The following is a 24,337-nucleotide window of genomic DNA, read 5'->3' on the forward strand; positions in this document are numbered from 1 at the left end:
GAGCACACACCACTGTGGGGCCCATGAGAACAACACAATCTCATGGGCCCCACACACAAACACACCCCAAGGGCATATGCCCCCTTTGGGATATGAGATCCGCAGAATGCAGAAAAGAGCGCCGTGCGCCACACCGCGTTGCCGGGTCTCGCTACGTCCATGAGCTGCGGTCCGGGTAGGCTCCTCCCAGGCAATCAATGACAGCGAGGGAACTGACAGCAGTTCCGGAGCGAAAGAAGGACCATGGCGTATCAGGATCGTCGCCACCACGCTGATCACGGCGACTCAGGTAGGCGTCGTCGAGACAGTGATCGTCACGGTTTCGGCAGCCGCAAGCGTTTTGAAGGCGACCACTCGTCTCGCAGCCGGCGTCACGACCGACACGGAGAGCCCACCGACGCTCCAGGGCGTTCTCGGCGTTCGAATCATCATGGGAACAGCTCTCGCCAGGACGGCCAGCAGCGGGATGATCGGTGGGGTGAACGACGTCGTGATGGGGGCTTCGGTGAGAAGCGCTCTGACCGAGGCGGCAGGAGGGCAGGCGGATTCAATGACAGTGCAGGGAGACGAGACGAACAAGGCAGGCGCAATGCCCACCGAGGTCGCCCGCCACAGCGACAACGTGTTCCTGAGCCTCCCGTGCCGGACGAGGTCGAACCCGCAGATCTTGAGCGGGGCGCCAGGAACGAGCTGCGTGCCCTAGGGCGCGCCAACGCCGAGAACGTCGCTCGTCATCTCGTGATGGCTCAGCGGCTGCTGGAGGACGACCCTCAAGCAGCCTATGAGCACGCGCGATACGCTGCTTCCCACGCCGGTCGCGTCGCCGTCGTGCGGGAGACAGCCGGGATCGCGGCGTACCTCGCCGAGCACTACAGTGAGGCGCTTCGAGAGATCCGAGCCGCCAGGCGACTGTCCGGCGTCGATCTTCACCGAGCCATTGAGGTCGATTGCGAGCGAGCCCTGGGTAATGCCGACAAGGCCCTCCAGGCTGCGAAGGCGGCCGACCCACGCCGACTTGACGAGATCGAGCGCGCCGAGTTGGCCATGGTCGTCTCCAGCCTGCGCCATGAGATGGGGCAGACCGACCTTGGTCTCATTATCATTGAGGACGCCATCAGGGCGCGCCCCTTAGACAGTGATACCCTCAGGCGCTTGCATTCGGTACGAGCCGACCGGCTTGAGGAGCTCGGACGCCACAGCGAGGCCGCAGCCATCCGGGACCGCATCGGCCCGGAACCAGCTGAGGAGGACGAGGTTGAGGTCTTCGACATCGAGGAGGACTACGACTCCGAGACGCCGGATCAGGACTCCCCGATGATGACCGGTGGGCAGACCGACACTGTGGCGGGCGTTCAGGCCGACGACGCCAAGGCCTCCGGCGGACCGGCCGAGCTCGGTACGGACACCGCCGCAGACCTCGAACCACCCGACCAGGACGATGATGCCGAGTGGTCGCAGTCCTTTGCTGAGCGTGTTGAGGCTGAGATGGCCGAGCTGCTTGAGGACGCGGGTGAGGCCCCAGCGTCCCCCGGTGACGCCACCGATGAGACAACCGCCATGAGCGCGTCTGCTGACGACACCCCTGAGGAGCCCCGATGACTCTGTCCCAGTCGACTTCTACCGACGCACCTGCCACCCTTTTGGGTAGTGATCGGCCCCTGTGTGCCGCGTACGACGTCGCACTGCTCGACCTCGACGGCGTCTGCTTCGCCGGTGAGGCCCGGGTGCCTCATGCTGCTGGCAACGTCAACGCCGCCCGTGCTGCCGGGATGCATCTGTCCTTCGTGACCAACAACGCCTCGAGGGCTCCTCAGACGGTCGTGGACAAGCTTGCGGCCAACGACATCGCCGCTGAGCCCACAGAGGTCTTCAGCGCTGCCATGGACGCGGCCGCTATGCTCTCCGAGCACGTCGAACCCGGCTCCGTGGTCCTCGTTGTCGGTGGTGACGGCGTGCGTCAGGCCCTGCTCGACGAGGGCTTCCGGGTGACTCGCAGTGCGCAGGACGCGCCGGTGGCCGTAGTCCAAGGATGGGACCCGGCGGTTGACTGGGCCCTGTTGTCGGAGGGCGTCTACGCCATCAACGCGGGCGCCCTCCATGTGGCCACCAACCTCGATGCGACCCTGCCGACCGAACGCGGCTTCGCCCTGGGCAACGGCAGCCTCGTGGCTGCCATCGTCAACGCCTCCGGCAAGGAGCCCCTGGCCGGGGGTAAACCCTTTCCCGGGATCTACACCCGCGCTCTCAAGCGTGCTGGCGGCTCCAAGCCGTTGGCCGTCGGTGACCGCCTCAACACCGACCACGTCGGTGCCCGGGCCGCAGGAATCCCCGGCCTCCACGTCCTCACCGGTGTCTCAGGCGCCCGGGACGTCATCACAGCGCCGGCCACCGAACGTCCCAGTTTTCTGCATACCGACCTGCGCGGCCTGACCGAGCCGCATCCCGCACCCGTGCGATTGGTGCGGGACGGACAGGAGTGGTGGCAGATCGGCGGTCGGCGCGCCCGCGTTGTCGGCTCGAGGCTCGAGCTCCAGGATGTGGGAGCGGTGACCTCTCAGGGCGGTGGACCCGTGCGCATCGATCTGGATTCCTACCGGGCTCTGGCCGTGGCCGCATGGGCATGGGCCGACGAGCAGGTTGCTCGGGGCGAGGCCACTGTGCTGGATATTCCCGAGATCGAGGTCGTCGCACCCTGAGAGCCCGGCCGAAGTCGGGAGCACCCCTCAAGGAGACAAAGAGCCGTAGCAGCACGTACACGAACGATGTCGAGGTGAGTCAGGAATGAGCCGCAACGAGCCGGAGACCAGTGTCCGACAGGAGACGGTGCCCACACCCGGCTCCGCCCGCACAGCGGCGCCCAAGGCACCGGTGCCCGCGCCTCCGCGAGCCGACGTCGCCCTCACGGCTGCCCATGGCCTCACCGACCACTCCGCTGAACTCGCCCAGATCGGGACGATTCCTCTGGAGGAGCGCGCCGGTGCGCTGGCCGCCATCCACGAGGAGCTCGTCTCCGTCCTGCACGAAGCGGAAGGCTGACATGGCCCGACTCATCCGCATCGACTCCGAGCTCGTGCGCCGTGGGCTGGCCCGCTCCCGCACACACGCCGACACCCTCATCTCCGACGGCCACGTCACCCTTGACGGCGAGGTGGTCACCAAGCCGGCCCGTCAGGTCAATCCGGCCCAGGCCATCGAGATCCTGGTCCCCTCCGGAGATGACTACGTCTCGCGCGGTGCACACAAGCTTGCCGGAGCCTTGGAGGCCTTGGAAAAACGCGGACTGGCGCCTCGCATCGAGAACCGCCGTTGCCTGGACGCGGGTGCCTCCACGGGCGGCTTCACTGACGTCCTACTTCGCCGCGGTGCCGAGCACGTTGTAGCCGTCGACGTCGGCTACGGCCAGTTGGCCTGGTCCCTGCGATCCGATCCTCGTGTTACTGCCCTGGACCGCACCAACATCCGCACGCTGGACCCTGCCGCCGTCGCGCCGGCCCCCCGCCTGGTGGTGGGTGACCTGTCTTTCATCTCCCTGACCCTGGTTCTCGAACCATTGTTGCGAGCCGCGGCCGACGACGCCGACCTCCTGCTCATGGTCAAGCCCCAGTTCGAGGTCGGCAAGGACCGCATCGGGCACGGAGGAGTCGTGCGCGACCCGGATCTCCATGTGGAGACCGTCCTGACCGTGGCCGAACACGCTCATGCTCTGGGAGTCGGCATCGACGCCGTGACCGCCTCCCCGTTGCCGGGCCCCGCCGGTAACGTCGAGTATTTCCTGAACATGCATGCCTCCCGCGCCGGGAGCCCCGAGGACCTGTGCGGCGACGACCTACGAGCCCAGGTCGAGGACGCCGTCGTCTCCCGCCCCGCCGCAGCAGGTTTCCGACGAAGCAGAACGAGGACCCGACCATGATCAAGCTGAGTCCTACAAGCGCCGCGGGTACCGCCGAGTTGACCTGCCTCCCGAAGCCCGCGGAGCAGACGCCGCAAGACCCTCGTCGTCGGAGGATCTCACGCGTCATGCTTCTGCAGCGCGACCTCAACGACAAGCCGGTCCCCGTCCCCAGACCCAGTGCCCCCACCGCCACCGCCGTGGCCCGGGCCTCGGCGGCGCTGCGCTCCCACGGTGTCGAACCCGTCGGTCCGGAGTGCACCGACCACGTCGACCTCGTCCTCGTCCTGGGTGGTGACGGTACGATCCTGCGCGCCTTCGAGGTCGCCCGCGAGCGAGACATCCCCCTGGTGGGTATCAACACCGGGCACGTCGGTTTCCTGGCCGAGGCCGACCCCGACGGCATCGAGCAGGTCGTTGCCGACCTCGTTGCGGGCCGTTACGCCGTCGAGACCCGCACCACCATGGACGTGGAGGTCATCTGTCCGGATGGGACGGTCACCTGCGATTGGGCCCTCAACGAGGCGGCCCTGGAGAAGCGCGACCGCGCCCGAATGATCGAGGTCGCCATCGGCGTCGACGGCCAGGCCGTCTCCTCCTTCGGCTGCGACGGCCTCATCATGTCCACGCCCACAGGCTCGACCGCCTACGCCTTCTCCTGCGGTGGCCCTGTCATCTGGCCTGAGGTCGAGGCACTCCTCCTGGTGCCGGTGGCCGCGCACGCCTTGTTCACCCGCCCCTTGGTCCTGGGGCCCGACTCCTGCATGGAGGTCGTGGTCCAGCGAGCGGGCTTCGACGGCGCCGAGATCTGGTGCGATGGCAGGCGCAGCCTGGACGTACCCGTCGGCGCCCGGATCCGAGTCAGCCGGGCGAAGCGTCCGGTACGCCTGGCACGGTTCAACGAGGCCCCTTTCGCCAGCCGCCTGGTGCGCAAGTTCGACCTGCCCGTGGAGGGGTGGCGGGCCTCCAGCAGCGCCGATGAGGCCTACTCGGCCGAGGATGAGGCGCTGCACCAACCGATGGCCCGCACTTCCGATGGGAGCACCGGTGCCGAGACCCTGCGGGACTCCTCGGGAAGGACGTCATGATCGAGTCCCTGCACATTGAGGACCTCGGTGTCATTGAGGAGGCCGATCTGCCCCTCAGCCGCGGTCTGACAGCCCTGACCGGTGAGACCGGTGCAGGTAAGACGATGGTGCTCACCTCACTGGGGCTGCTGCTGGGGCAGCGTGCAGAGACCACCAGCGTGCGTACGGGTGCCGAGCGCATCCTGGTCGAAGGGGCCTTCCTGGTCGACCCCGACTCGCGCGCCGCCGCCCGCGCCATCGAGGCCGGAGCAGACCTCGATGACGATCTTCTCCTGGTGTCGCGTACTGTCCCGTCCACCGGTCGTTCCCGCGCCTACCTGGGAGGACGTGCCGTCCCGGCCTCGGTCCTCAACGAGGTGGGAGGTCGACTGGTCTCCGTCCACGGTCAGGCCGATCAACTGCGGTTGCGCTCGGCAGCAGCCCAGCGCGCCGCTCTGGACTCCCTGGGCGGCTCCGAGCACACCGCCCTGTGCCGTCGTTACTCTCGGGCCTACCAGGCGCGTCGGCAGGCCGCCCAGGCGCTCGAGGAGTGGCAGGCATCCGCCCAGGCCCGGGCCGCCGAGGTGGCGCAGCTGCGCACTTGGCTCGAGGTCCTGGCCGAGCTTGACCCCTGCAGTGGTGAGGACCGGGACCTGACTGCGGAGGCCGAACGACTCGACCACGCCGAAGACCTGCGCAGGGCCGCTGCTGGGGCCCGTGTTGCCCTGAACGGGGAGGAGTCCTCCACCGGGCAGGAGGCTGACGTCGTCTCACTCATCGCCCACGCGCATCGCAGCCTGGTCGCCGAGTCCGAGCGTGATCCCGCCCTGGCCGAACTGGCCGTGCGCACCCAGCGCCTGGGCATCGACGCCGCCGACATCGCCGCCGAGCTGGGCGGCTACCTGTCCTCCCTGAGCGCCGACCCGGCTCGCCTCGCCCAGGTTCAGGACCGCCGTGGTGAGCTTGCACGCGCCTGCCGGGAGATCGGCGGACTCCATGAGCGGATCGACGACGTCGATGCCCTCCTGGCCTGGGGCGAGCGCGCCGCCGCGCGTCTGGCCGAGCTTGACGGCCCCCAAGACGCCGCCGCACGTCTGGCCCGGCGATTGACCGCGGCCGACGAGGAATTGGTAGGTGTCGGCGATGAGCTGAGCCGGGCGCGTCGGCTGCTCGCCGAGCACCTGGAGCAGGCTGTTACCACCGAGCTGGAGGGGCTGGAGATGAAGGGGGCGCGACTCATCGTTGAACTGGACCGACTCGATGAGCCCGGGCCCACCGGCATCGAGAACGTATCCCTCAGGCTCGTCTCCCACCCCGGCGCGCCTGCCCTGCCTCTGGGCAAGGGCGCCTCGGGAGGGGAGCTCTCCCGCATCATGCTGGCCCTGGAGATGGTGCTTGCCGACGCCGCCGCTTCCGCACGCCCCTCCACCCACATGCGCACCCTCGTCTTCGACGAGATCGATGCCGGTGTGGGCGGCCGCACCGCCAGGGAGATCGGCCGGCGCCTGGCGCGCCTGGCACGCCACCACCAGGTTGTCGTGGTGACGCACCTTGCCCAGGTGGCGGCCTGGGCGGATACTCACCTTGTGGTGCGCAAGGATACTGTCAGCGACGTGGAAGCCGAGTCGCGGTCATCGTCCTGCGCACTCGACCCCACACTCCCGGGGTCCTTGGAGGATCCCCCAGAGAATGTGAGAAAGTCCGAGTCGGGCAGCACCCGCACACAGGTCTTCGTGGTCGAAGGCCAGGAGAGAGAACGCGAGCTCGCCAGGATGCTGTCCGGCCACGAGGATTCCCGCGTCGCTGTCCGCCACGCCGCTGAGCTTCTCCAGGAAGCAGTCGTGGGACAATCCGAGCCGTGAGGAATCCCTTCCGCAGGAAGTCTGCGTCCGTCTCGGGGCACCCCAGCGGTGTCGTCCGCGTCGACGCGCGCACTAAGAAGCTTACCAAGCGCCTCCAGCCCGGCGAGATCGCCATCATTGACCATACCGACATCGACCGGGTGGCTGCCGAGGCACTGGTCGAGTGCAGCCCCTCCGCAGTTCTCAATGCATCGCCATCGGTCTCCGGGCGCTACCCGAACCTCGGTCCGGGAATCCTTCTGGAGGCCGGCATCCCGCTCGTGGATGACCTGGGCCCTGACGTCATGCGCCTGCACGACGGCCAGCGCATCGTCGTTGAGGACGGTGTCGTGCGCATTGAGGGCAAGGATCAGGTCATCGCCGAGGGAACGGTTCAGACCAAGCAGACTGTCGGGGACGCCATGGAGGCGGCCAAGAAGGGATTGGCCGTTCAGCTGGAGGCCTTCGCCGCCAACACCATGGAGTACATGCGTGGCGAGTGGGACCTGCTGCTCAACGGCGTCGGCATACCCACGTTGTCCACGCGGATGAGCGGTAGGCACGTTCTGGTCGTCGTGCGCGGATACTCCTACAAGGAGGACCTCCAGGCCCTCAAGCCCTACATCCGCGAGTACAAGCCTGTCATCATCGGTGTCGACGGCGGAGCCGACGCCGTTTTGGAGGCCGGCTTCAAGCCGGCCATGATCGTGGGCGATATGGACTCCGTGTCAGACAAGGCTCTCACCTGCGGCGCTGAGATCGTCGTCCACGCCTACCGTGACGGGCGGGCCCCGGGGCTGGCTCACGTCGAGGAGCTCGAGGTGGACCACCACGTCTTCGCGGCCACCGGCACCAGCGAGGACATCGCCATGCTCATGGCCGACGAGGCCGGCGCTGAGATCATCGTGGCACTGGGTACGCACGCCACTCTGCTCGAGTTCCTCGACAAGGGGCGTGCCGGCATGTCCTCGACCTTCCTGACTCGGCTCAAGGTCGGCGGCCGACTCATCGACGCAAAGGGCGTCTCGCAGCTCTACCGAACCCGCATCTCCGGGTGGTGGCTGCTGCTCCTGGCATTGTCGGGTGTCGTCGCCCTGGTCATCGCCCTCATGGCCACGCCGGGCGGGCAGACCTTCCTGGGGCTGTCCGGCGCGGTGTGGGACGACATCGTCAACTTCTTCCGCTCACTGGTGGGTCTGGCCCCGAACTCACCCACCGTCTAATGACTCCCGCCCATCCGAGAGGCAGCACCTCTCACGGTCACCTCCAAGGTCTCAACCATGATCGACTTCCGCTATCACCTGGTATCGCTCATCTCCGTGTTCCTGGCCCTCGCCGTCGGGGTCGTGCTGGGCGCCGGTCCGCTTCAGAACTCCCTGGGAACCGCGCTCAACGATCAGGTCACCGCTCTGAGGGAGGACCGCAACGCCACCCAGTCCAAGCTCGAGCAGACCGAGACGGCCGTCAACGAGCGTGATTCCTACATCACCCAGAGTGCCAGCGGCCTCCTGCCCGGGACCCTGGCCTCCAAGAACGTCGCCCTGGTACTCCTGCCTGAGGCCAAGACCGAGGATGCCGATGCCGTCGCCTCCCAGCTCAAGACCGCCGGAGCCACCGTCACCGGTCGTGTGAGTCTGACCACCACCTGGGTGGATCTGTCTCGTGAGGGTTACCGCTCCACCTTCTCCGGCCAGCTTCAGAGCAACCTGGGAACGGCCAACTCCAAGGACGCCAACGGGGTTCTGGGGGAGGGACTCGCCAAGGCCCTCACGGGTAACGACGACTCCTCCCGCGCCCTCATGGACCTGCTGACTGTCGATACCTCCGGCAGCCCGTTCGTCACTGTGGACTCCGCCCCCACCGGCCCGGCCGAGATGATCGTTGTCATCGGCCCTCGTCCCAGGGTCGCCTCCGGCAAGGGAACCACGGTCGAGGCCTCTCCGGGTCAGGATCCGAAGGAATGGGCCAATACCCTGGCGGGTACGGCCTCGCAAGCCGTTACGATCGTCGTCGGATCCGCCGATGGCGACGACGGCGTCGTGGGCACCATCCGTTCCGTCGGGGTCAAGGTGACGACCATCGACTCCGTCGGCCAGGTTGCTGCCGCGGTATCCACACCTCTGGCTCTGGCCTCCACTCAGGCCGGGACCATTGGTCACTACGGCTTCGACAAGGGTGCTGACGCCGTCATTCCCCCGGTGGCCAAGTAATGCAGCCGGTGGGCAGCGGCTCGGGGCAGTCGTACCCGGGCCGGTCCATTCCCTTTCGAGCCGTGGCCGTCACGATTTGCACCCGCCCTGCCTTAGGCTGAAGCCATGGCTGGCACGATCATGCGAGTAGGCCTCTGCGCCCGACGCCTGGCTCAGGTGGGGCTCAAGGCTGCGGGCGTCACTCTGTCCTGGTCCACTTCCCTGAAGTCCACGGCTCAGGGGCTGAACCGCACGAACTTCCACGGCCGCACCGTCAATCTGCGCGGAGGCGTCGGGGTCGCTGCCGGATCCGTCATGGCCGCGGTCGAGGCTGGTCGACTCACTCGCAGCGCGTCCACATCAGACTTATCAGCCCCGCGTAGTGGCTCATGGGTGGGACTGGCATCCACTCTCGCAACGACGGCCGGTGGGTGTGCCGGCCTGGTCGACGACCTTGATGCCGGTGCCCACGACGGGGATTTGCCCGCCAAGGGGCTCAAGGGCCATCTGACCGCACTTGCCCGCGGACGTGTCACCACCGGGGCCCTCAAGATCGCCGTCATTGGCTCGGGAGCCCTCGTCAGTGGGGTCCTGCTGGCCCGTCACCGCAGCGCGGGCACTGACAGATGCCACCTGGCTGCGAGCGCTGTCGACGCCGCCTCAAGCGCTGTCGTCATCGCCTCCTGGGCGAATCTTCTCAACCTTCTCGACCTGCGTCCGGGCCGGGCGCTCAAGACCGCCTTCATCGTGAGCGCGCCCCTGCTGACCACCCCCGGGCACGACGGCGAACCCACCCGGCTGCTGGCCGCAGGAACCCTGGCAGTCAGCCTCACCGCCCTGCCCGAGGACCTCCAGGAGAGCACGATGCTCGGCGATACCGGTGCCAACGCCGTCGGTGCTCTGCTGGGAACCGCTCTGGCCTGCCACCCCAGCCGGGTGGTGCGTGCCGGAGCCGCCCTGGGCGGCGTGGGCCTCATCCTGGCCAGCGAGAAGGTCTCCTTCTCCCGTGTCATCGCCGACACTCCGGTCCTGGCCGCGCTCGACGGGCTGGGGCGCCGCCCCTGATGACAGCCCGGCAACGCCGCGGCGGCCTGCTCTCGGTGGCGGGGTCAGTCGCCGGCCTGACCCTCGTCTCCCGCGTCCTGGGCTTCCTGCGCTGGCTCGTCCAGGCCGCTACCGTCGGCACTGGCACGGTGGCGGGCGCCTACACCACCGCCAACCAGTTGCCGAACACCCTCTACGAAGTCGTCGTCGGCGGTGTCCTGGCCGCCACCGTCGTCCCTCTCCTGGCCGTCCCGATCGCTGCGGGCAGGCGCGAAGAGGTGACCGCTACCGCCTCCGGGCTGCTCGGCCTGGTCCTGGCCGTCCTGACCCCGCTGTCGCTGGTCCTCATCGTCCTTGCCACCCCCATCGCAGGCCTGTTCCCCACCTCCCAGGGGGTCGATCCCGCGCTTCAGCACGAGCTCGTGGCATCGTTCTTGCGCATGTTCGCCCTCCAGGTGCCCATGTACGGGGTGGCGGTGGTCCTCACCGGTGTCCTTCAGGCCCACAACCGTTTCACCTGGCCTGCGCTGACCCCGATGCTCTCCAGTCTCGTGGTCATGGCGACCTACGGCCTCTACGGGGCGCTGACTGACGGCGACGACGCGGGCTCCGGCCCTGCCTTGCAGATCCTGGGCTGGGGCACCACCCTCGGAGTGGCGGCGCTCAGCCTGCCGCTGCTGTGGCCGGTCCACCGGCTGGGACTGGGACTGCGTCCCACCCTGAGGCTGGGAGGCTCTCAGGCCCGGCGGGCGCTGCGTCTGGGGGGTGCCGGAGTGTGGACGATTCTGGCTCAGCAACTGAGCGTCCTGGCGGTCCTGGCTCTGGCCCGCTGGGGAGGGCAGACAGGCACAGCGGCCGTCTACCAGTACACGCAGGCCGTCTACGTCCTTCCCTACGCGGTGCTGGCCGTGCCGGTGGCCACCGTCCTCTACCCGCGCCTCACAGCGGCCTTCGAGGCCGCCGCTCACCAGCGGACCGTGTCAGGCACCGCCGGCGCGGACAGCACCGTCGCCGGCCTGGTCGCCAGTTCGACCGCCCTGGTCACCGCTGTCGCCGTCGCCGGGAGCGCCATGCTCCTGGCCGCCAGCGCCGCCGCCGAGCGCTTCTTCTCCTTCAAGCAGGTCGATGGGATGGGACATGCCCTGGCCGTCCTTGCCCCGGGGCTGATCGGTTACGCCCTCATCTATCAGGTCACCCGGGTTCTCTTCGCCGCCGACCGCTCGCGGCCGGCCGCCCACGCCACCGCGGCAGGTTGGTTGACTGTGGCTCTCGCCTCCGCTGCCTGTGTGCGTCTCATGGCGCCGTCCGGTGGGGACGGCAGAGGCACCCTCGTCGCACTCGGAGTGGGCACGACCATCGGGATGACGGTGGCGGGAGTGAGCCTGCTGGCCGTCCTGGCCCGTGTCATGGGAGGCCGGGTCCTGCGTCCGGTCCTGACGACCCTCGTCACGGGGCTCCCGGTAGCCCTTGCCACCGGCCTGGTCGTCCGGGTGGCAACCACCTACGTGGCCTCACCGACCCTGGCGGTTCTGACCGCGGTGCTGGGAGCCGCCGTGGCTGCTGTCATCGTCCTGATGGCGATCCACCTGGCCGACCGCAGCCTCCTGAGGGCTGCGCGCAGCGCCCAGGCGGCGCCCACAGACATGGGGAACCCCGCGAAGAAGGAGAAGGCATGAGCACCAGCGCCGTCAGCAGCTTGAATGAGGTCGGTGCCCCGCTGGTCCCGGACACCGGGCGCCTGCGGATCCTCCAGGTCAGCGGATCGGCCTCCGGAGGGATCCGCGCCCACCTGGCCGACTGCGCCCGGATACTGGCCGCCGACGGACATGACGTCATCGTCGAGGCACCCACCACGGTCCTCGACGGGTTGGATGTTGCTCCTGCCCGCGCCGAGTCGCTCGAGATCGGTCCCCGCCCCAGCCTCGGTGACACCCTGGCTGTGGCCAGGTTGCGGCGACTGGGACGCCGCGCCCACGCCGTCCACGCCCACGGCCTGCGCGCCGGTGCCCTGGCCGCTCTAGCCCTGGGCCGACGCGGGCGCGGTCGCACCCGGCTGGTCGTGACCCTCCACAACCTCACCGTCGGAGGTCGCCTGACCACCCTGGTAGGGGAGAGACTCGAACGGCTCATCGCCTCGCGCGCCGACCTCATTCTGGCCGTCAGCCCCGACCTGGCCGAGCGCGCGAGAGATCTCGGCGCCCCACATGTCGAGCTCGCCGTCATCCCCGCGGCGGCTCCGCAGCCGCGGTCCGAACCGGAGTCCCCCGTCCCGGCAGCACTGGAGGACGCCTGGCCGCAGGAGGGGGCCCGCGTCCTGACCGTCGCTCGCCTGGCCCCGCAGAAGGGCCTGTCACTGCTGCTCGACGCCGCCGCGATCCTGGCCCGCGACGTCGAGGCCGGCCGTCTGCTCGCCTTCACCTGGGCTGTCGCCGGAGACGGGCCCGGCAGGACTGAGGCCACGGAGCGTATCGCCGCCGAGCGCCTTCCAGTGAGCCTCCTGGGCCGGCGCACCGACGCAATCGGTCTCATGGAGGCTGCCGACGTCGTCGTCCAGACCAGCTTGTGGGAGGGACAGCCCCTCACCATTCAGGAGGCGCTGCGCGCCGGTGTCGCGATCGTGGCCACCGACGTCGGCGGCACCGCCGTCACCGCCAGGGGAGGAGCCGTCCTCGTCACCCCCGAGGCCCGCGCCATCGCCGGGACACTCGCCGCGATCCTGAACGACCCCGAGGCCCGCACCCGAGCTGCGCAGAACGCGCGGCAAGCGGCTGAGCTCCTGCCGGGATCCGAGGACCTGTCGGCCCAGCTGCGTCAGGCGGTTCTTGCCCTGGGGTGACCCGAGCAGCGCCACCGCGAGGGGTAGCATCGTCGATACCCGGGCGCCCGGTGACAAAGGACGCCGGCAGCGAGTGAAGGAGTCAACCGTGAACCAGCCGGTGACAGGGACCCGCAGGAGCGACACGTACGCACTTCGCGAGAACGGCCTTGCCGATGAGCGCGAGCCGGGGCGGGAGCTGATCTCCAGCGAGCGGGTCTGGAACGGCCCGATCTTCGCCGTCGACGCCGACCATGTGCGCCTCGCCCCCGGTCAGGAGCCGGTGGCGCGCCAGGTCGTCGTCCACCACGACGCCGTCGCCGTCGTTGCCCTGCGTGAGGGCCAGGACTCCTCCCAGGCCGATGGTGCCCCGGAGATCCTCATGGTCCGCCAGTACCGCCATCCCGTGCGTGCCTGCCTGTGGGAGATCCCCGCCGGCCTGCTCGACGTGCCGGGGGAGGAACCCGCCGTCGCGGCCGCTCGTGAGCTCGCCGAGGAGACCGACTACACAGCGACCACCTGGAACACCCTGGCCGAGTTCTACGCCTCACCCGGTTTCACCACCGAGGGGGCCCGGATACTCCTCGCCCAGGACCTGAGCCTGCTGCCCGAGGACCAGCGCACTCCTCGTGAGGCTGAGGAGGCCGAGTTCGTACCCACCTGGGTACTCCTGGATGAGGCCATCGACGCCGTCATGGACGGCCGCCTGCACAATCCCTCCACCGTGCTAGGGATCCTGGCCACGGCCCAGGCCCGCGCTCGCGGCTGGGTCGGGCTGCGCCCTGCTGACGCTCCCTGGCTGCGTAGCCCCGAGAGCCTCTAGCCAGGTGATGGTAGTTTCTGACGACAACCATCCAGTTAGGAATTCCTGGGTAAGGGTTGCCTTTAATTAGGTGGCGTGTTCAATCCCACCTCGCGACGCCCCATCACGAACTTGCCAGTGTTGAATTCGGCAAGCATGATCTTGGTTAAACTCGTGGCACGACGACCAGCGACGTCCTACAGCCGATCCTGGCTCAGTCCTCGGGCCGGCTCGCAGACGCCGATCGGCCGACCAGGACGTCGTCGAACCGGCCACAACGTGGTCAGGCCGTGAGCATCGCAGCGACTTGGGGGAGGAGCAGTCATGACGCAGAGTGACGATGACTCTACCCGGGCTCGCGTTCTCGACCTCATTGCGGAGAAGGGGCCGGTTTCAGCGGCTCAGCTCGCCAAGGTCCTGAGCTTGACGCCGGCCGCGGTGCGCAGGCACATCACCGCACTGGAGACGGCCGAGCAGATCGAGGTCCACGCCCCGGCGCTGACCGGCAAACGGGGGCGCGGCCGTCCTGCTCGGCACTACGTTCTGACGCCCAAAGCTCGCACCTCCTTCGCGGAGGGCTACTCCGATCTGGCCAACCGTGCCCTGCACTACTTGTCCCAGGTCGCCGGCGACAAGGCGGTCGACTCCTTCGCCGCGGCCCGGGGCCGCGACCTGGAGCGTCGCTACGCCGCCGTCGTCGAATCGGCCGGTAAGGATCCCTCCGAGCGTGCCCGCGCCCTGGCGGATGCCCTGACCCTTGACGGGTACGCGGCCTCCGTGCGCGACGTCGGCGACGGCTCCTTCGCAGTACAGCTGTGCCAGGGCAACTGTCCGGTACGAGACGTTGCCGGGGAGTTCCACGAGTTGTGCGATGCCGAGACACAGGCGATCTCCCGCCTCGTGGGCGTCCCGGTCCAGCGTCTGGCCACCCTGGCCGGAGGCGAGCACGTCTGCACCACCCACATTCCGATCGCCATGCCGGCGCTGCGCAAGCGCGCGGTCCGGGCGGCGGCTAAGACGCGAGGTCTTGAGACCAAGCGAATGGAAGGAACCCGATGACACTGCCGACAACCGAGACTGCGCGTAGCACCGACGACGAGATCATCGACTCGATCTCAACGAGCTACGACTTCGGCTGGCACGACTCCGACGAGGCCGGGCAGAGGGCCAAGCGAGGTCTGGATGAGCAAGTGGTCCGTGAGATCTCCGCCATCAAGGGAGAGCCCGAGTGGATGCTGGCCAAGCGGCTCAAGGCCTACTCCACCTTCGAGCGCAAGCCCATGCCCACCTGGGGCGTGGACCTCTCCCAGCTCGACATGGACGCCGTCAAGTACTACGTGCGCTCCACGGACCGCCCGGCCAACTCCTGGGATGACCTGCCCGAGGACATCAAGAACACCTACGACCGCATCGGCATCCCCGAGGCCGAGCGCGAGCGCCTGGTGGCGGGCGTGGCCGCCCAGTACGAGTCGGAGGTCGTCTACCACCAGATCCGTGGTGACCTGGAGGAGCAGGGGGTCATCTTCGTCGACACCGACACCGCCGTGCGTGAGCACCCCGAGCTCGTCCAGGAGTACTTCGGGACCGTGGTTCCGGCGGGTGACAACAAGTTCGCAGCCCTCAACACGGCCGTGTGGTCCGGGGGGTCCTTCATCTACGTCCCCAAGGGTGTCCACGTCGAGATCCCGCTGCAGGCCTACTTCCGCATCAACACCGAGAACATGGGCCAGTTCGAGCGCACGCTCATCATCGCCGACGAGGACTCCTACGTCCACTACGTCGAGGGCTGCACCGCCCCCATCTACTCCACCGACTCCCTGCACTCGGCGATCGTGGAGATCGTGGTCAAGAAGAACGCCCGCGTGCGCTACACGACCATCCAGAACTGGTCCAACAACGTCTACAACCTGGTGACCCAGCGTGCCACCTGCGCCGAGGGCGCCACCATGGAGTGGGTCGACGGCAACATCGGCTCCAAGCGGAACATGAAGTACCCGGCCGTCTTCCTCATGGGCCCCCACGCCCGCGGCGAGGCCCTGTCGATCGCCTTCGCCGGCGCGGACCAGCACCAGGACACCGGCGCCAAGATGGTCCACATGGCGCCCCACACCTCCAGCCACATCGTCTCCAAGTCGATCTCCCGCCACGGTGGCCGCAGCGCCTACCGCGGTCTGGTGCAGATCATGAAGAACGCCCGCCACTCCAAGTCCAACGTGCTGTGCGACGCGCTCTTGGTCGACGAAATCTCCCGGTCCGACACCTACCCCTACGTCGACGTGCGCACCGACGACGTCGAGATGGGCCACGAGGCCACCGTCTCCAAGGTGAGCGCCGACCAGCTCTTCTACCTCATGCAGCGCGGCCTGACCGAGACCGAGGCCATGGCCACGATCGTGCGCGGCTTCGTCGAGCCCATCGCCCGCGAGCTGCCCATGGAGTACGCCCTCGAGCTCAACCGGCTCATCGAGCTGCAGATGGAGAACTCGGTGGGCTGAGACCGCCGCACCCCACTATGTCAGCGAGCCCCTTCAGCTTTTCGAAAAACACCTGATCACACCGGCCGGCCGCCGGCCAAGGAGCACCTCCACATGCCTGAACTCTCCACCGACCACTCGAGCGCCACGCTTGAGGGCGCCCACTCCCACGGCGGGCCGCGCTACGTCTCCTCGCGCGCCGATCGCCCCACCTCCTTCGACCCCGCCGACATCCCGGTTCCGCGTGGACGCGAGGAGGAGTGGCGCTTCACGCCCATGAAGCGCTTCGCCTCGCTGTTCGACCTCGACGCCGTCCGCGCGGCCACCACTGCTGGCACTGACGCCCCCGACTCCGCCGCCGTCCGCGTCGAGGCCGACCTGCCCGAGGGCGCATGTTTTGAGACCGTGCCGCGCCACGACGTGCGTATCGGCACCGTGGGCGCCCCAGTCGACCGCACCGGGGTCACCGCATGGAACGGCGTCGAGACCGCCACCGTGCTGACACTCAAGACCGGCGCTGAGCTGGAGAGAGCCGCCCGGCTGGCCATCATCGGTCAGGACCCGGAGCTCGCCCGCCCCACCGCCCAGCACATCCTCGTCGCCGCAGAGCCCGGTGTGAGGGGAACCGTCGTCCTCGACCACACCGGCATTGCCGCCCTGACCCAGGGCGTCGAGGTGACGGTCGCCGACGGCGCCGAGCTCACCCTGGTGACCGTCCAGGGCTGGGAGGACGCCGCCGTCCACGCCTCCAACCACCGGGTGAAGGTCTGTGGCCGGGGCGTCCTCAAGCACGTCGTCGTCAGCCTCGGCGGAGACGTGCGCATCTGCCCCGACTTGGGTTTCTCCGGCGAGGGCGGTCACATCGACGCCTACGGCGTCTACTTCACCGATGCCGGCCAGCACCAGGAGCACCGCCCCTACGTGGCCCACACCGAGCCCCACTGCTACTCCCGAGTCACCTACAAGGGGGCCCTCCAGGGCGAGGGCGCGCACGCCGTGTGGGTGGGGGACTGCCTCATCGGTCAGGCCGCCCGCGGCACCGACACCTACGAGCTCAACCGCAACCTCGTCCTGACCGAGGGAGCCAAGGCCGACTCCGTGCCGAACCTGGAGATCGAGAACGGCAACATCGAGGGCGCGGGTCATGCCAGCGCCACCGGCCGCTTCGACGACCAGCAGCTGTTCTACCTGCGTGCCCGTGGCATCCCCGAGACCGAGGCCCGTCGCCTGGTGGTCCTGGGCTTCTTCAACGAGATCGTCGCCGAGATCGGTGTCGACGAGGTTGAGGAGCGCCTCATGGCCGCCATCGAGAAGGAGCTCGAGCTCACCGGCCTCATCACCGCCCGCACCGACCAGGACCCCGTCACCGTACCGGCAGCCGAGTGATTGGCCGGACCCGCACAGTGGCCCGCCTACTCGTCACCAGACCCATTACCAGCTGAAAGAAACGTCGCATGAGCACTCTGCAGATCAAGAACCTCCACGTCCAGGTGGCCACCAATGACGGCCCCAAGCCCATCCTCAAAGGCGTCGACCTGACCATCGACTCCAACGAGGTCCACGCCATCATGGGCCCCAACGGCTCGGGCAAGTCCACCCTGGCCTACTCCATCGCCGGCCACCCGGACTACGAGGTCACCGACGGCGAGGTCCTCCTCGACGGCGTCGACCTGCTGGAGATGAGTGTGGACGAGCGGGCCCGAGCCGGCCTCTTCCTGGCCATGCAGTACCCCGTCGAGGTTCCCGGAGTCACCGTGGCCAACTTTCTGCGCACAGCCAAGACCGCTATCGACGGCCAGGCCCCCAAGGTGCGCCAGTGGGTCGGCGAGGTCAACCAGGCCATGAAGAACCTGCGTATGGATCCGGCCTTCTCCCAGCGCGACGTCAACGCCGGCTTCTCCGGCGGTGAGAAGAAGCGCTTCGAGATCCTTCAGATGGAGTTGCTGCGCCCCCGCTTCGCCGTCCTGGACGAGACCGACTCCGGGCTGGACGTCGACGCGCTGCGCATCGTCTCCGAGGGCGTCAACCGTCTTCACGACGAGTCCGACGCCGGATTCCTGCTCATCACCCACTACACGCGCATCCTGCGCTACATCAAGCCCGACTACGTCCACGTCTTCGTCGACGGGCGCGTGGCCGAGGCCGGTGGCCCCGACCTGGCCGACCGTCTGGAGGAGGAGGGCTACGACCGCTTCCTCGCCTAAGTGATGCCGCTGTTGTGAAAGACCGATGACGACGCACGGCTCGGGACAAGGCGTCGTCATCGGCTCCGGCACCAGGGGCACTAAGGCTCCTCGTGACCTCGGCGTTCGGCTGTCCCCGAGTGCATCGCGCACCGCTCGCATCGAATCGGAAAGGCACGTCATGACCCAGTCCGCTGCTCCGCCCACCGGGGCGTCTTTCGCCATCGCGCTCAGTGCTGAGGAGATCGCCGCGATCCGCTCCGGCTTCCCCTACCTGGAGAGACCCGCTCGCAACGGTGAGGCCCTGGCCTACCTGGACTGGGCCGCAACGAGTCAGAAGCCGGCCAGTGTCATCACCACGGAGGCCGACTTCTACCGCACCTCCAACGGTGCGGCGGGGCGCTCGACCTATCAGCTCGCCGATGAGGCCACTGCCACTTTCGAGGACGCCCGCGATGCCGTCGCCGTCTTCGTTGGCGCGCGCGGCAGTGAGCTCGTCTTCACCAAGAACGCCACCGAGGCCATTAACCTCGTGGCGCTGGCCATCGGGCACGCCAGCCTGAGCCGGTCGGCCTCCCGCGGTGGCGGGAACGCCGACACCACTGACCCGGCTCGGCGCCTCATCATCGGGGAGGGTGACGAGATCGTCGTCTCCCGTGCCGAGCACCATGCCAACCTCGTGCCCTGGCAGGAGCTGTGCGCCCGCACGGGTGCCACCCTGCGCTGGTTGGACCTGACCGAGGACGGACGCATCGACACCGGCACGCTGGACGTCATCACCGAGCGCACCCGTGTCCTGGCCCTGACCCACGCCTCCAATGTCACCGGTGCGATCAGCCCGCTCGACCTCATCGTGCCGCGGGCCCAGCAGGTCGGCGCGCTGGTCGTCCTGGACACCTGCCAGTCCGCCGCGCACCTCCCGTTGGACTTCGGTGCCCTCAAGACCGTGGGCGTGGACGCCATGGTGCTCTCCAGCCACAAAATGCTTGGCCCCACCGGGATCGGCGCGCTCGTGGCCACCGAGGAGCTGCTCGCGGCCATGCCGCCGGTGCTGACCGGAGGCTCCATGATCGAGGTCGTCACCATGGAGTCGTCGACCTTCATGAGCGGCCCGCCCCGTTTCGAGGCCGGCAGCCAGCCGCTGGCGCAGGCCGCGGGATGGCGCACGGCCGTGGAGTACCTTGCCCGGATCGGCCTGGACCGGCTCCACGCCACCGAGCAGGCCCTGACCCAGCAGGTGCTCGAGGGCCTCGCCCAGGCCCCCGGGCTGCGCCTGGTCGGCCCGACCGACACGACCGACCGCCTGGGCGTGGTCGCCTTCTCGATCGAGGGAGTCCACCCCCACGACGTCGGTCAGGTCCTCGACGCCGCCGGCGTCGCCGTGCGCACCGGCCACCACTGCGCCCAGCCGATCCACAAGCACTTCGGCATGCACGCCTCCTCACGCCTGTCCTTCGGGGCCTGCTCGACCCCGGAGGAGGTGGCCCGCTTCCTGTCCGCCATCTCCGACGTCCGACGCTACTTCCAAAGGTGAGCATGAACGAACTCGACCAACTCTACCAGCAAGTCATCCTCGACCACTCCCGTGAGCGTCACGGTTGCGGCGCCCTCGACGCCCCGGATGCCACCAGTCATCAAGTGAACCCCACCTGCGGTGACGATGTGACTCTGGGGGTGCGCGTCAAGGACGGGAAGATCGAGGCCATCGGCTGGGAGGGGGACGGCTGCTCAATCTCCCAGGCCTCCATCTCCGTCATGCACGACCTCGTTGACGGCGCCGACCTGGCCACCGTCGCCCGGCTCGAGGCCGACTTCGACACCCTCATGCACTCGCGCGGCAGGGGTGTCGACGACGCCATCCTGGACGACCTCGAGGACGGTGCCGCCTTCGAGGGCGTCTCGAAGTACCCCAACCGTGTCAAGTGCGCCCTGCTGGGCTGGATGGCTCTCAAGGACGCCTTGGCCAAGTCCGGCGTCGCCCTGCCCGCGGCGGAACCTACCGATCCCAAGCAGCCCGACCGCCCCACTGCCTGATCACCGTCTGACCTCTGAGGAAGAAGGAGAAGCCATGAGCGAGAACCCCACCGGGGTGCCGGCCGGCGCCGACAACCCCATGGCCGCCCAGCACGCACCGGCCGCCGTTGCCAGCACCGAGGGCGTCGATGTCGCCGCCGTCGAAGAGGCCCTGCGCGACGTCATTGACCCCGAGCTCGGTATCAACGTCGTCGACCTCGGCCTGCTCTACGGGGTGTCGATCGAGCCCGACGGGACTGTTGTGCTCGACATGACCCTGACCACCGCCGCCTGTCCGCTCACCGATGTCATCGAGGAGCAGGCCCAGCAGGCCCTGTCCCTCATCGCGGACAAGGTCCGCATCCAGTGGGTGTGGCTGCCGCCGTGGGGGCCGGACAAGATCACCCCCGAGGGCCGCGAGCAACTGCGAGCCCTGGGCTTCAACGTCTGAGGCCGGGCTGAGAGACACTGCTGGCCTGTTCCTGAGCGGCCCGTGCACCGCAGATCGGTGCGCGGGCCGCCGCATCGTCAAGGGGACAGGGTTACGGCGGATGTCAGGACAGGTCCTCCTCGACGCCGAGAATCGCCTCGCGCAGGACGCGCGCGTGGCTGTGGACGTGGTCGTGGCCGGCGAACAGGAGGGTCACCCGTCCCTTCAGAGCCTCGTCGCGCAGGTGCTCGACGGCGGCAGCCGCCTCGGACCGTTCGGTGAGCTCGGCCCGGTAGGCGTCGACGAACTGGGGCCAGGGCAGAGCCCCGTTGTGAAAGGCGCGGCGCAGCTCGGTGGTGGGGGTGGCGTCCTTGGCCCACTCATCGAGGGCGGCGCGCTCCTTGGAAATGCCACGGGGCCAGAGCCGGTCCACCAGCACCCGTGTTCCGTCGTCGGGGCCGGGCTCCTCGCGGATGCCTTTGAGAACCACGTTGTCGGAGGAAGGAAGCCGTGCGCTCATGCCTTCGACCATACTCGCGTTGTCTGTTCGGCCGCATCTGCTCGCAGCGAGCCGATCATGCACTGGAGCATGTCCATCGCGTCCTTCAACGCCGTTGGCGAGTCGGTCTCGGCGAACCACAACGCGGCCTCGTTCATCGCTCCGGATAGGAGACGAACGACCGGCCCCACCGGCCGGGGAACGAGGGCGGCACCCTCCATGAGACTGGTCAGCACCTTCGTCAGGAGCCTCTCGGAACATGTCCCGTCCATCTCCTTCCACCTGTGCCACCCCAGCACCGGTTCGGTTTCGCCGATCCCAGTGGGCTGTGGGTCGACGTCGTCGAGCAGGTCGAGCCGGAGCCGGGCTACTGGAACAAGTACATGCAGGGAGCCGGTGACGGGCAGGACACCGTTCCCAGTAGGACGTCTGAGCCGGCATAGCGCGGAGCGCTAGGAGACGGTGAGGCAGGGGATACCGCGACGCGAGGAGGTAACCAGGTCCATGTCCCGGCGAGTCACGCAGAAAGCCGCCGTGATCAGGCAGACCGTGCAGATAACGACCAGCCACAGGCTCCCCGTCTCACCCGCCTGGGCGAAAGCACCGGCGTCTCGAACCCACCTCGGAAGATCGAGGACACCGCCGAGCTGCGCGACTCCCAGCCCCACCAGCACTGGAGCCCAAGCGAGCCCGCGTCCCCTGGGCCACGCCCCGCACAGCGCCGAGGCGATCGCCGCCGAAGCCAGGGCGGCGGGCCACTGGCCGGCCACGAGACGCACGGCGTCGATCATGTCCGTATCCAGCTCGGAGCGCCCGACATGCCCGGCCGCGACCGTCGCGCAGATGAGGGTCAGTCCGGATCCCAGAGCGGCCACCAGCCATGAGGAGAGCAGAATCCGCAGAGGCCGGTTCCCAGTGGTCACAGCCGTCTCCAGACGTCCGGAGCGCTCATCATCGCTGTAGCGCAGCGCCAGCGACACGCCCTGGGCAGCGGCCAGTGCTCCTGCGAGCTGCCCGATGTACCTCAGAAATGCCTCGCCGGGATCGTCTCCATCCAGAAGGGATCCCAAAGACCCTCCGCTGATGCCACCCTGCCGGGCCAGGTCGACGACATCTCCTCCAATCGACACCAGCACCCCGGCCACGAGCGAGACGAGGAGCGCCCACGCCAGGCACTGGTGCCTGCTGAGCCTGAGGGCAAATGTCAGGGGCCCACTGACCCTCAGCGATGGTGAGCGCCTCGCGGGCAGCCGCACCAGCCCCTGACCGAGATCCCTGTGAGAGGCCAGCATCCCAGCCAGTGCCAGCACGACGACGCTGGCTGTGACCGCGATGAGGATGGGGGCCCAGGCGTTCGCACCGCCGGGATCCACCTCCGCCCTCAGGCGGAAGGGGGAGGCCCATCCCGCCCAGTCCCAGTCCTTGGAGGCTCGCATACCGTTGCCCGCGTGCATGAGGCCCACCATCGCCAGCGCGACCGTGCGGCCCGTGGCGGCGTCGGGGACCAGCTGCGCGACGACGAGTGTCGTGAAGGAAACCGCCAGGCCGGTGCAGGCGAGCACTGCTCCATAGGCGGCGGCGTCAGCGCCATCCGCCTCCTTCAGAGCGAGCATCCCTGCGCCCGCTCCGACCCCCAGGAGCAGGCACTGGAGGACCAGGACGAGTCCCTGCCCCAGCAGACCCGCCACGGGACCGGCCCCCGCCGAGCGGAGCAGCTCGGCGCGCCCCAGGTCCTCCGCGGCGCGCGTCAGTGAGATCGAGCGCAGGACGACGACGATGCTCAGCACCAGGAACGTCAGTCCTCCGAGCTCCCACGTCGCCATCTGAACCACTCCCGCCGAGCTGGAGAGCCTGCCGTAAAGGAACCGGGAGGTATCGGAGACCTGGGCCGAGGCCACGGCCCGGGCCAGGTCGGCAGGCGAGGCGAAGGTCTCGCCGTAGTTGGGAGCCAGCAGTGCGGTCATGAGCCCGGTCACCGCAGGAAGCGCTGCGAGCCAGGCCCGCTCCTGAGAGGCCGCCAGGCGAACCGACTGCCAGATCGCAGCAAGAGAGCGCGCAATAGCCGTCATCGCGCCGCCGCCTCATAGTGCTGGAGGAACACCTCGTCCAGGGATGCTGGCGCGCAGGTGACCTCCTGCGCACCGGCAGCCAGAAGCTGCTGCAACGCTGCCGGGACACGGTCCGCGGGAACCGAGACGCTCAGACGCCCGTCGGCGTCGGGCGGGGGCAGGGTGACGTGAGTGGTCGTCTCGGCCGGTGCCCGGCGGGCGTCGCGCTCGAGGTGCAGCAACCGTGCCCATCGACGGCGTCCGGGAGGCGAGCTTTGATCAGGAGGCAGCACGCAGGTGATCCGGGAGGCCCGTAGGTGCCTCAGCTCTTCAAGCAGCCCCGACTCCACGGTTCGTCCGTCCTTGATGATCGTCACCGAGTCGCACAGGCGGTCGACCTCGGCCATGATATGGCTCGACATGAGCACCGTGCGCCCTTGGCCGGCCGCATCACGAACCGCGTCGACGAACACCTCCGCCTGGAGCGGGTCGAGCCCGGAGGTCGGCTCATCGAGGATGACCAGGTCGCACGGCGCCGCCAGCGCCGCCACGAGCATGACTTTCTGCCGGTTGCCCTTGGAGTAGGAACGGACCGGCTTATGGGGATCCAGGCGGAAGGCCTCGATGAGCTCGGCCTCACGTGCCCGGTCCCGCCCGCTGCGCAGGGCGGCGAGGGCATCGAGGGTCTGTGCTCCCGTGAGCGTGGGCCACAGCGCCACATCACCGGGAACGTAGGCGCACCGACGCGTGATCCGCTCGGCGTCGTGGCGCGGATCCATGCCCAGGACTCGCACCACACCGCTGTCGCGGCGGTACATGCCCAGAAGGACGCGGATCGTCGTCGACTTCCCCGCACCGTTGGGGCCCAGAAAACCGTGGATCTGCCCCGTCTCCACCTCCAGGTCGAGACCGTCGAGCGCCCGAAAGGAACCGAAGGTCTTGACCAGTCCTGAGACGTCGATGGCAGGGGAGGGACGCTGGGCCGGCAGTACGGACGCTGTTGAGGAGGCTGTGGTGGCTGGCATGCCTCCAGGGTGAGGTGT

At 68.5% G+C, this 24,337-nt stretch carries 24 protein-coding genes; 20 read left to right on the top strand and 4 right to left on the bottom strand.

Annotated features, from left to right (window positions below; translation table 11 throughout):
- Positions 1-741 precede the first annotated feature (741 nt).
- From RWR81_RS06975 to RWR81_RS07065, 19 genes are all read left to right on the top strand, one after another.
- A complete protein-coding gene (locus RWR81_RS06975) occupies positions 742-1,599 on the top strand; it encodes a hypothetical protein (RefSeq protein ID WP_314456303.1) in 858 nt (285 codons plus the stop codon).
- Complete coding sequence (locus RWR81_RS06980) at positions 1,596-2,696, top strand: HAD hydrolase-like protein (protein WP_314456241.1); 1,101 nt, start codon at positions 1,596-1,598, stop codon at positions 2,694-2,696. Before RWR81_RS06975 ends, RWR81_RS06980 begins: the two co-directional genes overlap by 4 nt.
- 85 nt (positions 2,697-2,781) lie before the next feature.
- Positions 2,782-3,036: a hypothetical protein gene (locus RWR81_RS06985; RefSeq protein WP_314456243.1), complete on the top strand. Its 255-nt coding sequence runs from the start codon at positions 2,782-2,784 to the stop codon at positions 3,034-3,036.
- Position 3,037: 1 nt separating this feature from the next.
- The gene (locus RWR81_RS06990) at positions 3,038-3,910 is read left to right on the top strand and encodes a TlyA family RNA methyltransferase (RefSeq protein ID WP_314456245.1); all 873 of its coding nucleotides are present in this window, start codon (positions 3,038-3,040) and stop codon (positions 3,908-3,910) included.
- 107 nt (positions 3,911-4,017) lie between these two features.
- Positions 4,018-4,977: an NAD kinase gene (locus RWR81_RS06995; RefSeq protein ID WP_314456247.1), complete on the top strand. Its 960-nt coding sequence runs from the start codon at positions 4,018-4,020 to the stop codon at positions 4,975-4,977.
- A complete protein-coding gene (gene recN / locus RWR81_RS07000; RefSeq protein WP_314456254.1) occupies positions 4,974-6,818 on the top strand; it encodes a DNA repair protein RecN in 1,845 nt (614 codons plus the stop codon). The genes RWR81_RS06995 and recN overlap by 4 nt, the downstream gene beginning before the upstream one ends.
- Entirely contained in the window at positions 6,815-8,020 is a 1,206-nt protein-coding gene (steA, locus tag RWR81_RS07005) for a putative cytokinetic ring protein SteA (RefSeq protein ID WP_314456257.1), read from the top strand. The genes recN and steA overlap by 4 nt, the downstream gene beginning before the upstream one ends.
- Positions 8,021-8,077: 57 nt before the next feature.
- Positions 8,078-9,007, top strand: a complete 930-nt coding sequence (locus RWR81_RS07010) for a copper transporter (RefSeq protein ID WP_314456259.1) — start codon at positions 8,078-8,080, stop codon at positions 9,005-9,007.
- Between the two features lie 105 nt (positions 9,008-9,112).
- The gene (locus RWR81_RS07015) at positions 9,113-10,051 is read left to right on the top strand and encodes a hypothetical protein (protein WP_314456261.1); all 939 of its coding nucleotides are present in this window, start codon (positions 9,113-9,115) and stop codon (positions 10,049-10,051) included.
- Positions 10,051-11,706, top strand: coding sequence for a lipid II flippase MurJ (gene murJ / locus RWR81_RS07020; protein ID WP_314456264.1), 1,656 nt, complete (start codon positions 10,051-10,053; stop codon positions 11,704-11,706). Before RWR81_RS07015 ends, murJ begins: the two co-directional genes overlap by 1 nt.
- Entirely contained in the window at positions 11,703-12,866 is a 1,164-nt protein-coding gene (locus tag RWR81_RS07025) for a glycosyltransferase family 4 protein (RefSeq protein ID WP_314456266.1), read from the top strand. Before murJ ends, RWR81_RS07025 begins: the two co-directional genes overlap by 4 nt.
- Before the next feature lie 88 nt (positions 12,867-12,954).
- The gene (locus RWR81_RS07030; RefSeq protein WP_399498164.1) at positions 12,955-13,668 is read left to right on the top strand and encodes an NUDIX domain-containing protein; all 714 of its coding nucleotides are present in this window, start codon (positions 12,955-12,957) and stop codon (positions 13,666-13,668) included.
- A 303-nt stretch (positions 13,669-13,971) separates the two neighbouring features.
- Positions 13,972-14,706 carry a helix-turn-helix domain-containing protein gene (locus RWR81_RS07035; protein WP_314456268.1) on the top strand — a complete coding sequence of 245 codons (735 nt, stop codon included), beginning with the start codon at positions 13,972-13,974 and terminating at the stop codon, positions 14,704-14,706.
- Complete coding sequence (sufB, locus tag RWR81_RS07040; RefSeq protein WP_314456270.1) at positions 14,703-16,142, top strand: Fe-S cluster assembly protein SufB; 1,440 nt, start codon at positions 14,703-14,705, stop codon at positions 16,140-16,142. Before RWR81_RS07035 ends, sufB begins: the two co-directional genes overlap by 4 nt.
- A 93-nt stretch (positions 16,143-16,235) precedes the next feature.
- A complete protein-coding gene (gene sufD / locus RWR81_RS07045; protein WP_314456272.1) occupies positions 16,236-17,507 on the top strand; it encodes a Fe-S cluster assembly protein SufD in 1,272 nt (423 codons plus the stop codon).
- A 68-nt stretch (positions 17,508-17,575) separates the two neighbouring features.
- Positions 17,576-18,325 (top strand): Fe-S cluster assembly ATPase SufC, encoded by a 750-nt coding sequence (gene sufC, locus RWR81_RS07050; protein ID WP_314456273.1) that lies wholly within the window; start codon positions 17,576-17,578, stop codon positions 18,323-18,325.
- Between the two features lie 160 nt (positions 18,326-18,485).
- The gene (locus RWR81_RS07055) at positions 18,486-19,838 is read left to right on the top strand and encodes a SufS family cysteine desulfurase (RefSeq protein WP_314456275.1); all 1,353 of its coding nucleotides are present in this window, start codon (positions 18,486-18,488) and stop codon (positions 19,836-19,838) included.
- 2 nt (positions 19,839-19,840) lie between these two features.
- Complete coding sequence (sufU, locus tag RWR81_RS07060) at positions 19,841-20,338, top strand: Fe-S cluster assembly sulfur transfer protein SufU (protein WP_314456277.1); 498 nt, start codon at positions 19,841-19,843, stop codon at positions 20,336-20,338.
- A gap of 34 nt (positions 20,339-20,372) precedes the next feature.
- Positions 20,373-20,768, top strand: a complete 396-nt coding sequence (locus tag RWR81_RS07065; RefSeq protein ID WP_314456279.1) for a metal-sulfur cluster assembly factor — start codon at positions 20,373-20,375, stop codon at positions 20,766-20,768.
- A 103-nt stretch (positions 20,769-20,871) separates the two neighbouring features.
- Here the strand turns inward: RWR81_RS07065 and RWR81_RS07070 are convergent, their stop codons facing one another.
- Both RWR81_RS07070 and RWR81_RS07075 read right to left on the bottom strand, forming a co-directional pair.
- Entirely contained in the window at positions 20,872-21,267 is a 396-nt protein-coding gene (locus RWR81_RS07070; RefSeq protein ID WP_314456281.1) for a DUF488 family protein, read from the bottom strand.
- On the bottom strand, positions 21,264-21,518 hold the full coding sequence (locus RWR81_RS07075) for a hypothetical protein (protein WP_314456283.1): 255 nt from the start codon (positions 21,516-21,518) through the stop codon (positions 21,264-21,266). Before RWR81_RS07075 ends, RWR81_RS07070 begins: the two co-directional genes overlap by 4 nt.
- A gap of 12 nt (positions 21,519-21,530) precedes the next feature.
- Between RWR81_RS07075 and RWR81_RS07080 the strand changes: the two genes are divergently transcribed.
- Positions 21,531-21,689 (top strand): hypothetical protein, encoded by a 159-nt coding sequence (locus RWR81_RS07080; RefSeq protein ID WP_314456284.1) that lies wholly within the window; start codon positions 21,531-21,533, stop codon positions 21,687-21,689.
- 9 nt (positions 21,690-21,698) lie between these two features.
- Here the strand turns inward: RWR81_RS07080 and RWR81_RS07085 are convergent, their stop codons facing one another.
- Both RWR81_RS07085 and RWR81_RS07090 read right to left on the bottom strand, forming a co-directional pair.
- Complete coding sequence (locus tag RWR81_RS07085; RefSeq protein ID WP_314456287.1) at positions 21,699-23,315, bottom strand: hypothetical protein; 1,617 nt, start codon at positions 23,313-23,315, stop codon at positions 21,699-21,701.
- Positions 23,312-24,319 (bottom strand): ABC transporter ATP-binding protein, encoded by a 1,008-nt coding sequence (locus tag RWR81_RS07090; RefSeq protein WP_314456289.1) that lies wholly within the window; start codon positions 24,317-24,319, stop codon positions 23,312-23,314. The genes RWR81_RS07085 and RWR81_RS07090 overlap by 4 nt, the downstream gene beginning before the upstream one ends.
- Positions 24,320-24,337 lie beyond the last annotated feature (18 nt).

The organism is uncultured Actinomyces sp., assembly GCF_963526355.1.
GTDB lineage: Bacteria > Actinomycetota > Actinomycetes > Actinomycetales > Actinomycetaceae > Actinomyces.

Excerpts from the sequence above, each read along its gene's own strand:
- RWR81_RS06975 (WP_314456303.1), top strand. The coding sequence starts at position 742 with ATGGCTCAGCGGCTGCTGGAGGACGACCCTCAAGCAGCCTATGAGCAC.
- RWR81_RS06980 (WP_314456241.1), top strand. The coding sequence starts at position 1,596 with ATGACTCTGTCCCAGTCGACTTCTACCGACGCACCTGCCACCCTTTTG.
- RWR81_RS06985 (WP_314456243.1), top strand. The coding sequence starts at position 2,782 with ATGAGCCGCAACGAGCCGGAGACCAGTGTCCGACAGGAGACGGTGCCC.
- RWR81_RS06990 (WP_314456245.1), top strand. The coding sequence starts at position 3,038 with ATGGCCCGACTCATCCGCATCGACTCCGAGCTCGTGCGCCGTGGGCTG.
- RWR81_RS06995 (WP_314456247.1), top strand. The coding sequence starts at position 4,018 with ATGCTTCTGCAGCGCGACCTCAACGACAAGCCGGTCCCCGTCCCCAGA.
- recN (WP_314456254.1), top strand. The coding sequence starts at position 4,974 with ATGATCGAGTCCCTGCACATTGAGGACCTCGGTGTCATTGAGGAGGCC.
- RWR81_RS07010 (WP_314456259.1), top strand. The coding sequence starts at position 8,078 with ATGATCGACTTCCGCTATCACCTGGTATCGCTCATCTCCGTGTTCCTG.
- RWR81_RS07015 (WP_314456261.1), top strand. The coding sequence starts at position 9,113 with ATGGCTGGCACGATCATGCGAGTAGGCCTCTGCGCCCGACGCCTGGCT.
- murJ (WP_314456264.1), top strand. The coding sequence starts at position 10,051 with ATGACAGCCCGGCAACGCCGCGGCGGCCTGCTCTCGGTGGCGGGGTCA.
- RWR81_RS07025 (WP_314456266.1), top strand. The coding sequence starts at position 11,703 with ATGAGCACCAGCGCCGTCAGCAGCTTGAATGAGGTCGGTGCCCCGCTG.
- RWR81_RS07035 (WP_314456268.1), top strand. The coding sequence starts at position 13,972 with ATGACGCAGAGTGACGATGACTCTACCCGGGCTCGCGTTCTCGACCTC.
- sufB (WP_314456270.1), top strand. The coding sequence starts at position 14,703 with ATGACACTGCCGACAACCGAGACTGCGCGTAGCACCGACGACGAGATC.
- sufD (WP_314456272.1), top strand. The coding sequence starts at position 16,236 with ATGCCTGAACTCTCCACCGACCACTCGAGCGCCACGCTTGAGGGCGCC.
- sufC (WP_314456273.1), top strand. The coding sequence starts at position 17,576 with ATGAGCACTCTGCAGATCAAGAACCTCCACGTCCAGGTGGCCACCAAT.
- RWR81_RS07055 (WP_314456275.1), top strand. The coding sequence starts at position 18,486 with ATGACCCAGTCCGCTGCTCCGCCCACCGGGGCGTCTTTCGCCATCGCG.
- sufU (WP_314456277.1), top strand. The coding sequence starts at position 19,841 with ATGAACGAACTCGACCAACTCTACCAGCAAGTCATCCTCGACCACTCC.
- RWR81_RS07065 (WP_314456279.1), top strand. The coding sequence starts at position 20,373 with ATGAGCGAGAACCCCACCGGGGTGCCGGCCGGCGCCGACAACCCCATG.
- RWR81_RS07070 (WP_314456281.1), bottom strand. The coding sequence starts at position 21,267 with ATGAGCGCACGGCTTCCTTCCTCCGACAACGTGGTTCTCAAAGGCATC.
- RWR81_RS07075 (WP_314456283.1), bottom strand. The coding sequence starts at position 21,518 with ATGGACGGGACATGTTCCGAGAGGCTCCTGACGAAGGTGCTGACCAGT.
- RWR81_RS07085 (WP_314456287.1), bottom strand. The coding sequence starts at position 23,315 with ATGACGGCTATTGCGCGCTCTCTTGCTGCGATCTGGCAGTCGGTTCGC.
- RWR81_RS07090 (WP_314456289.1), bottom strand. The coding sequence starts at position 24,319 with ATGCCAGCCACCACAGCCTCCTCAACAGCGTCCGTACTGCCGGCCCAG.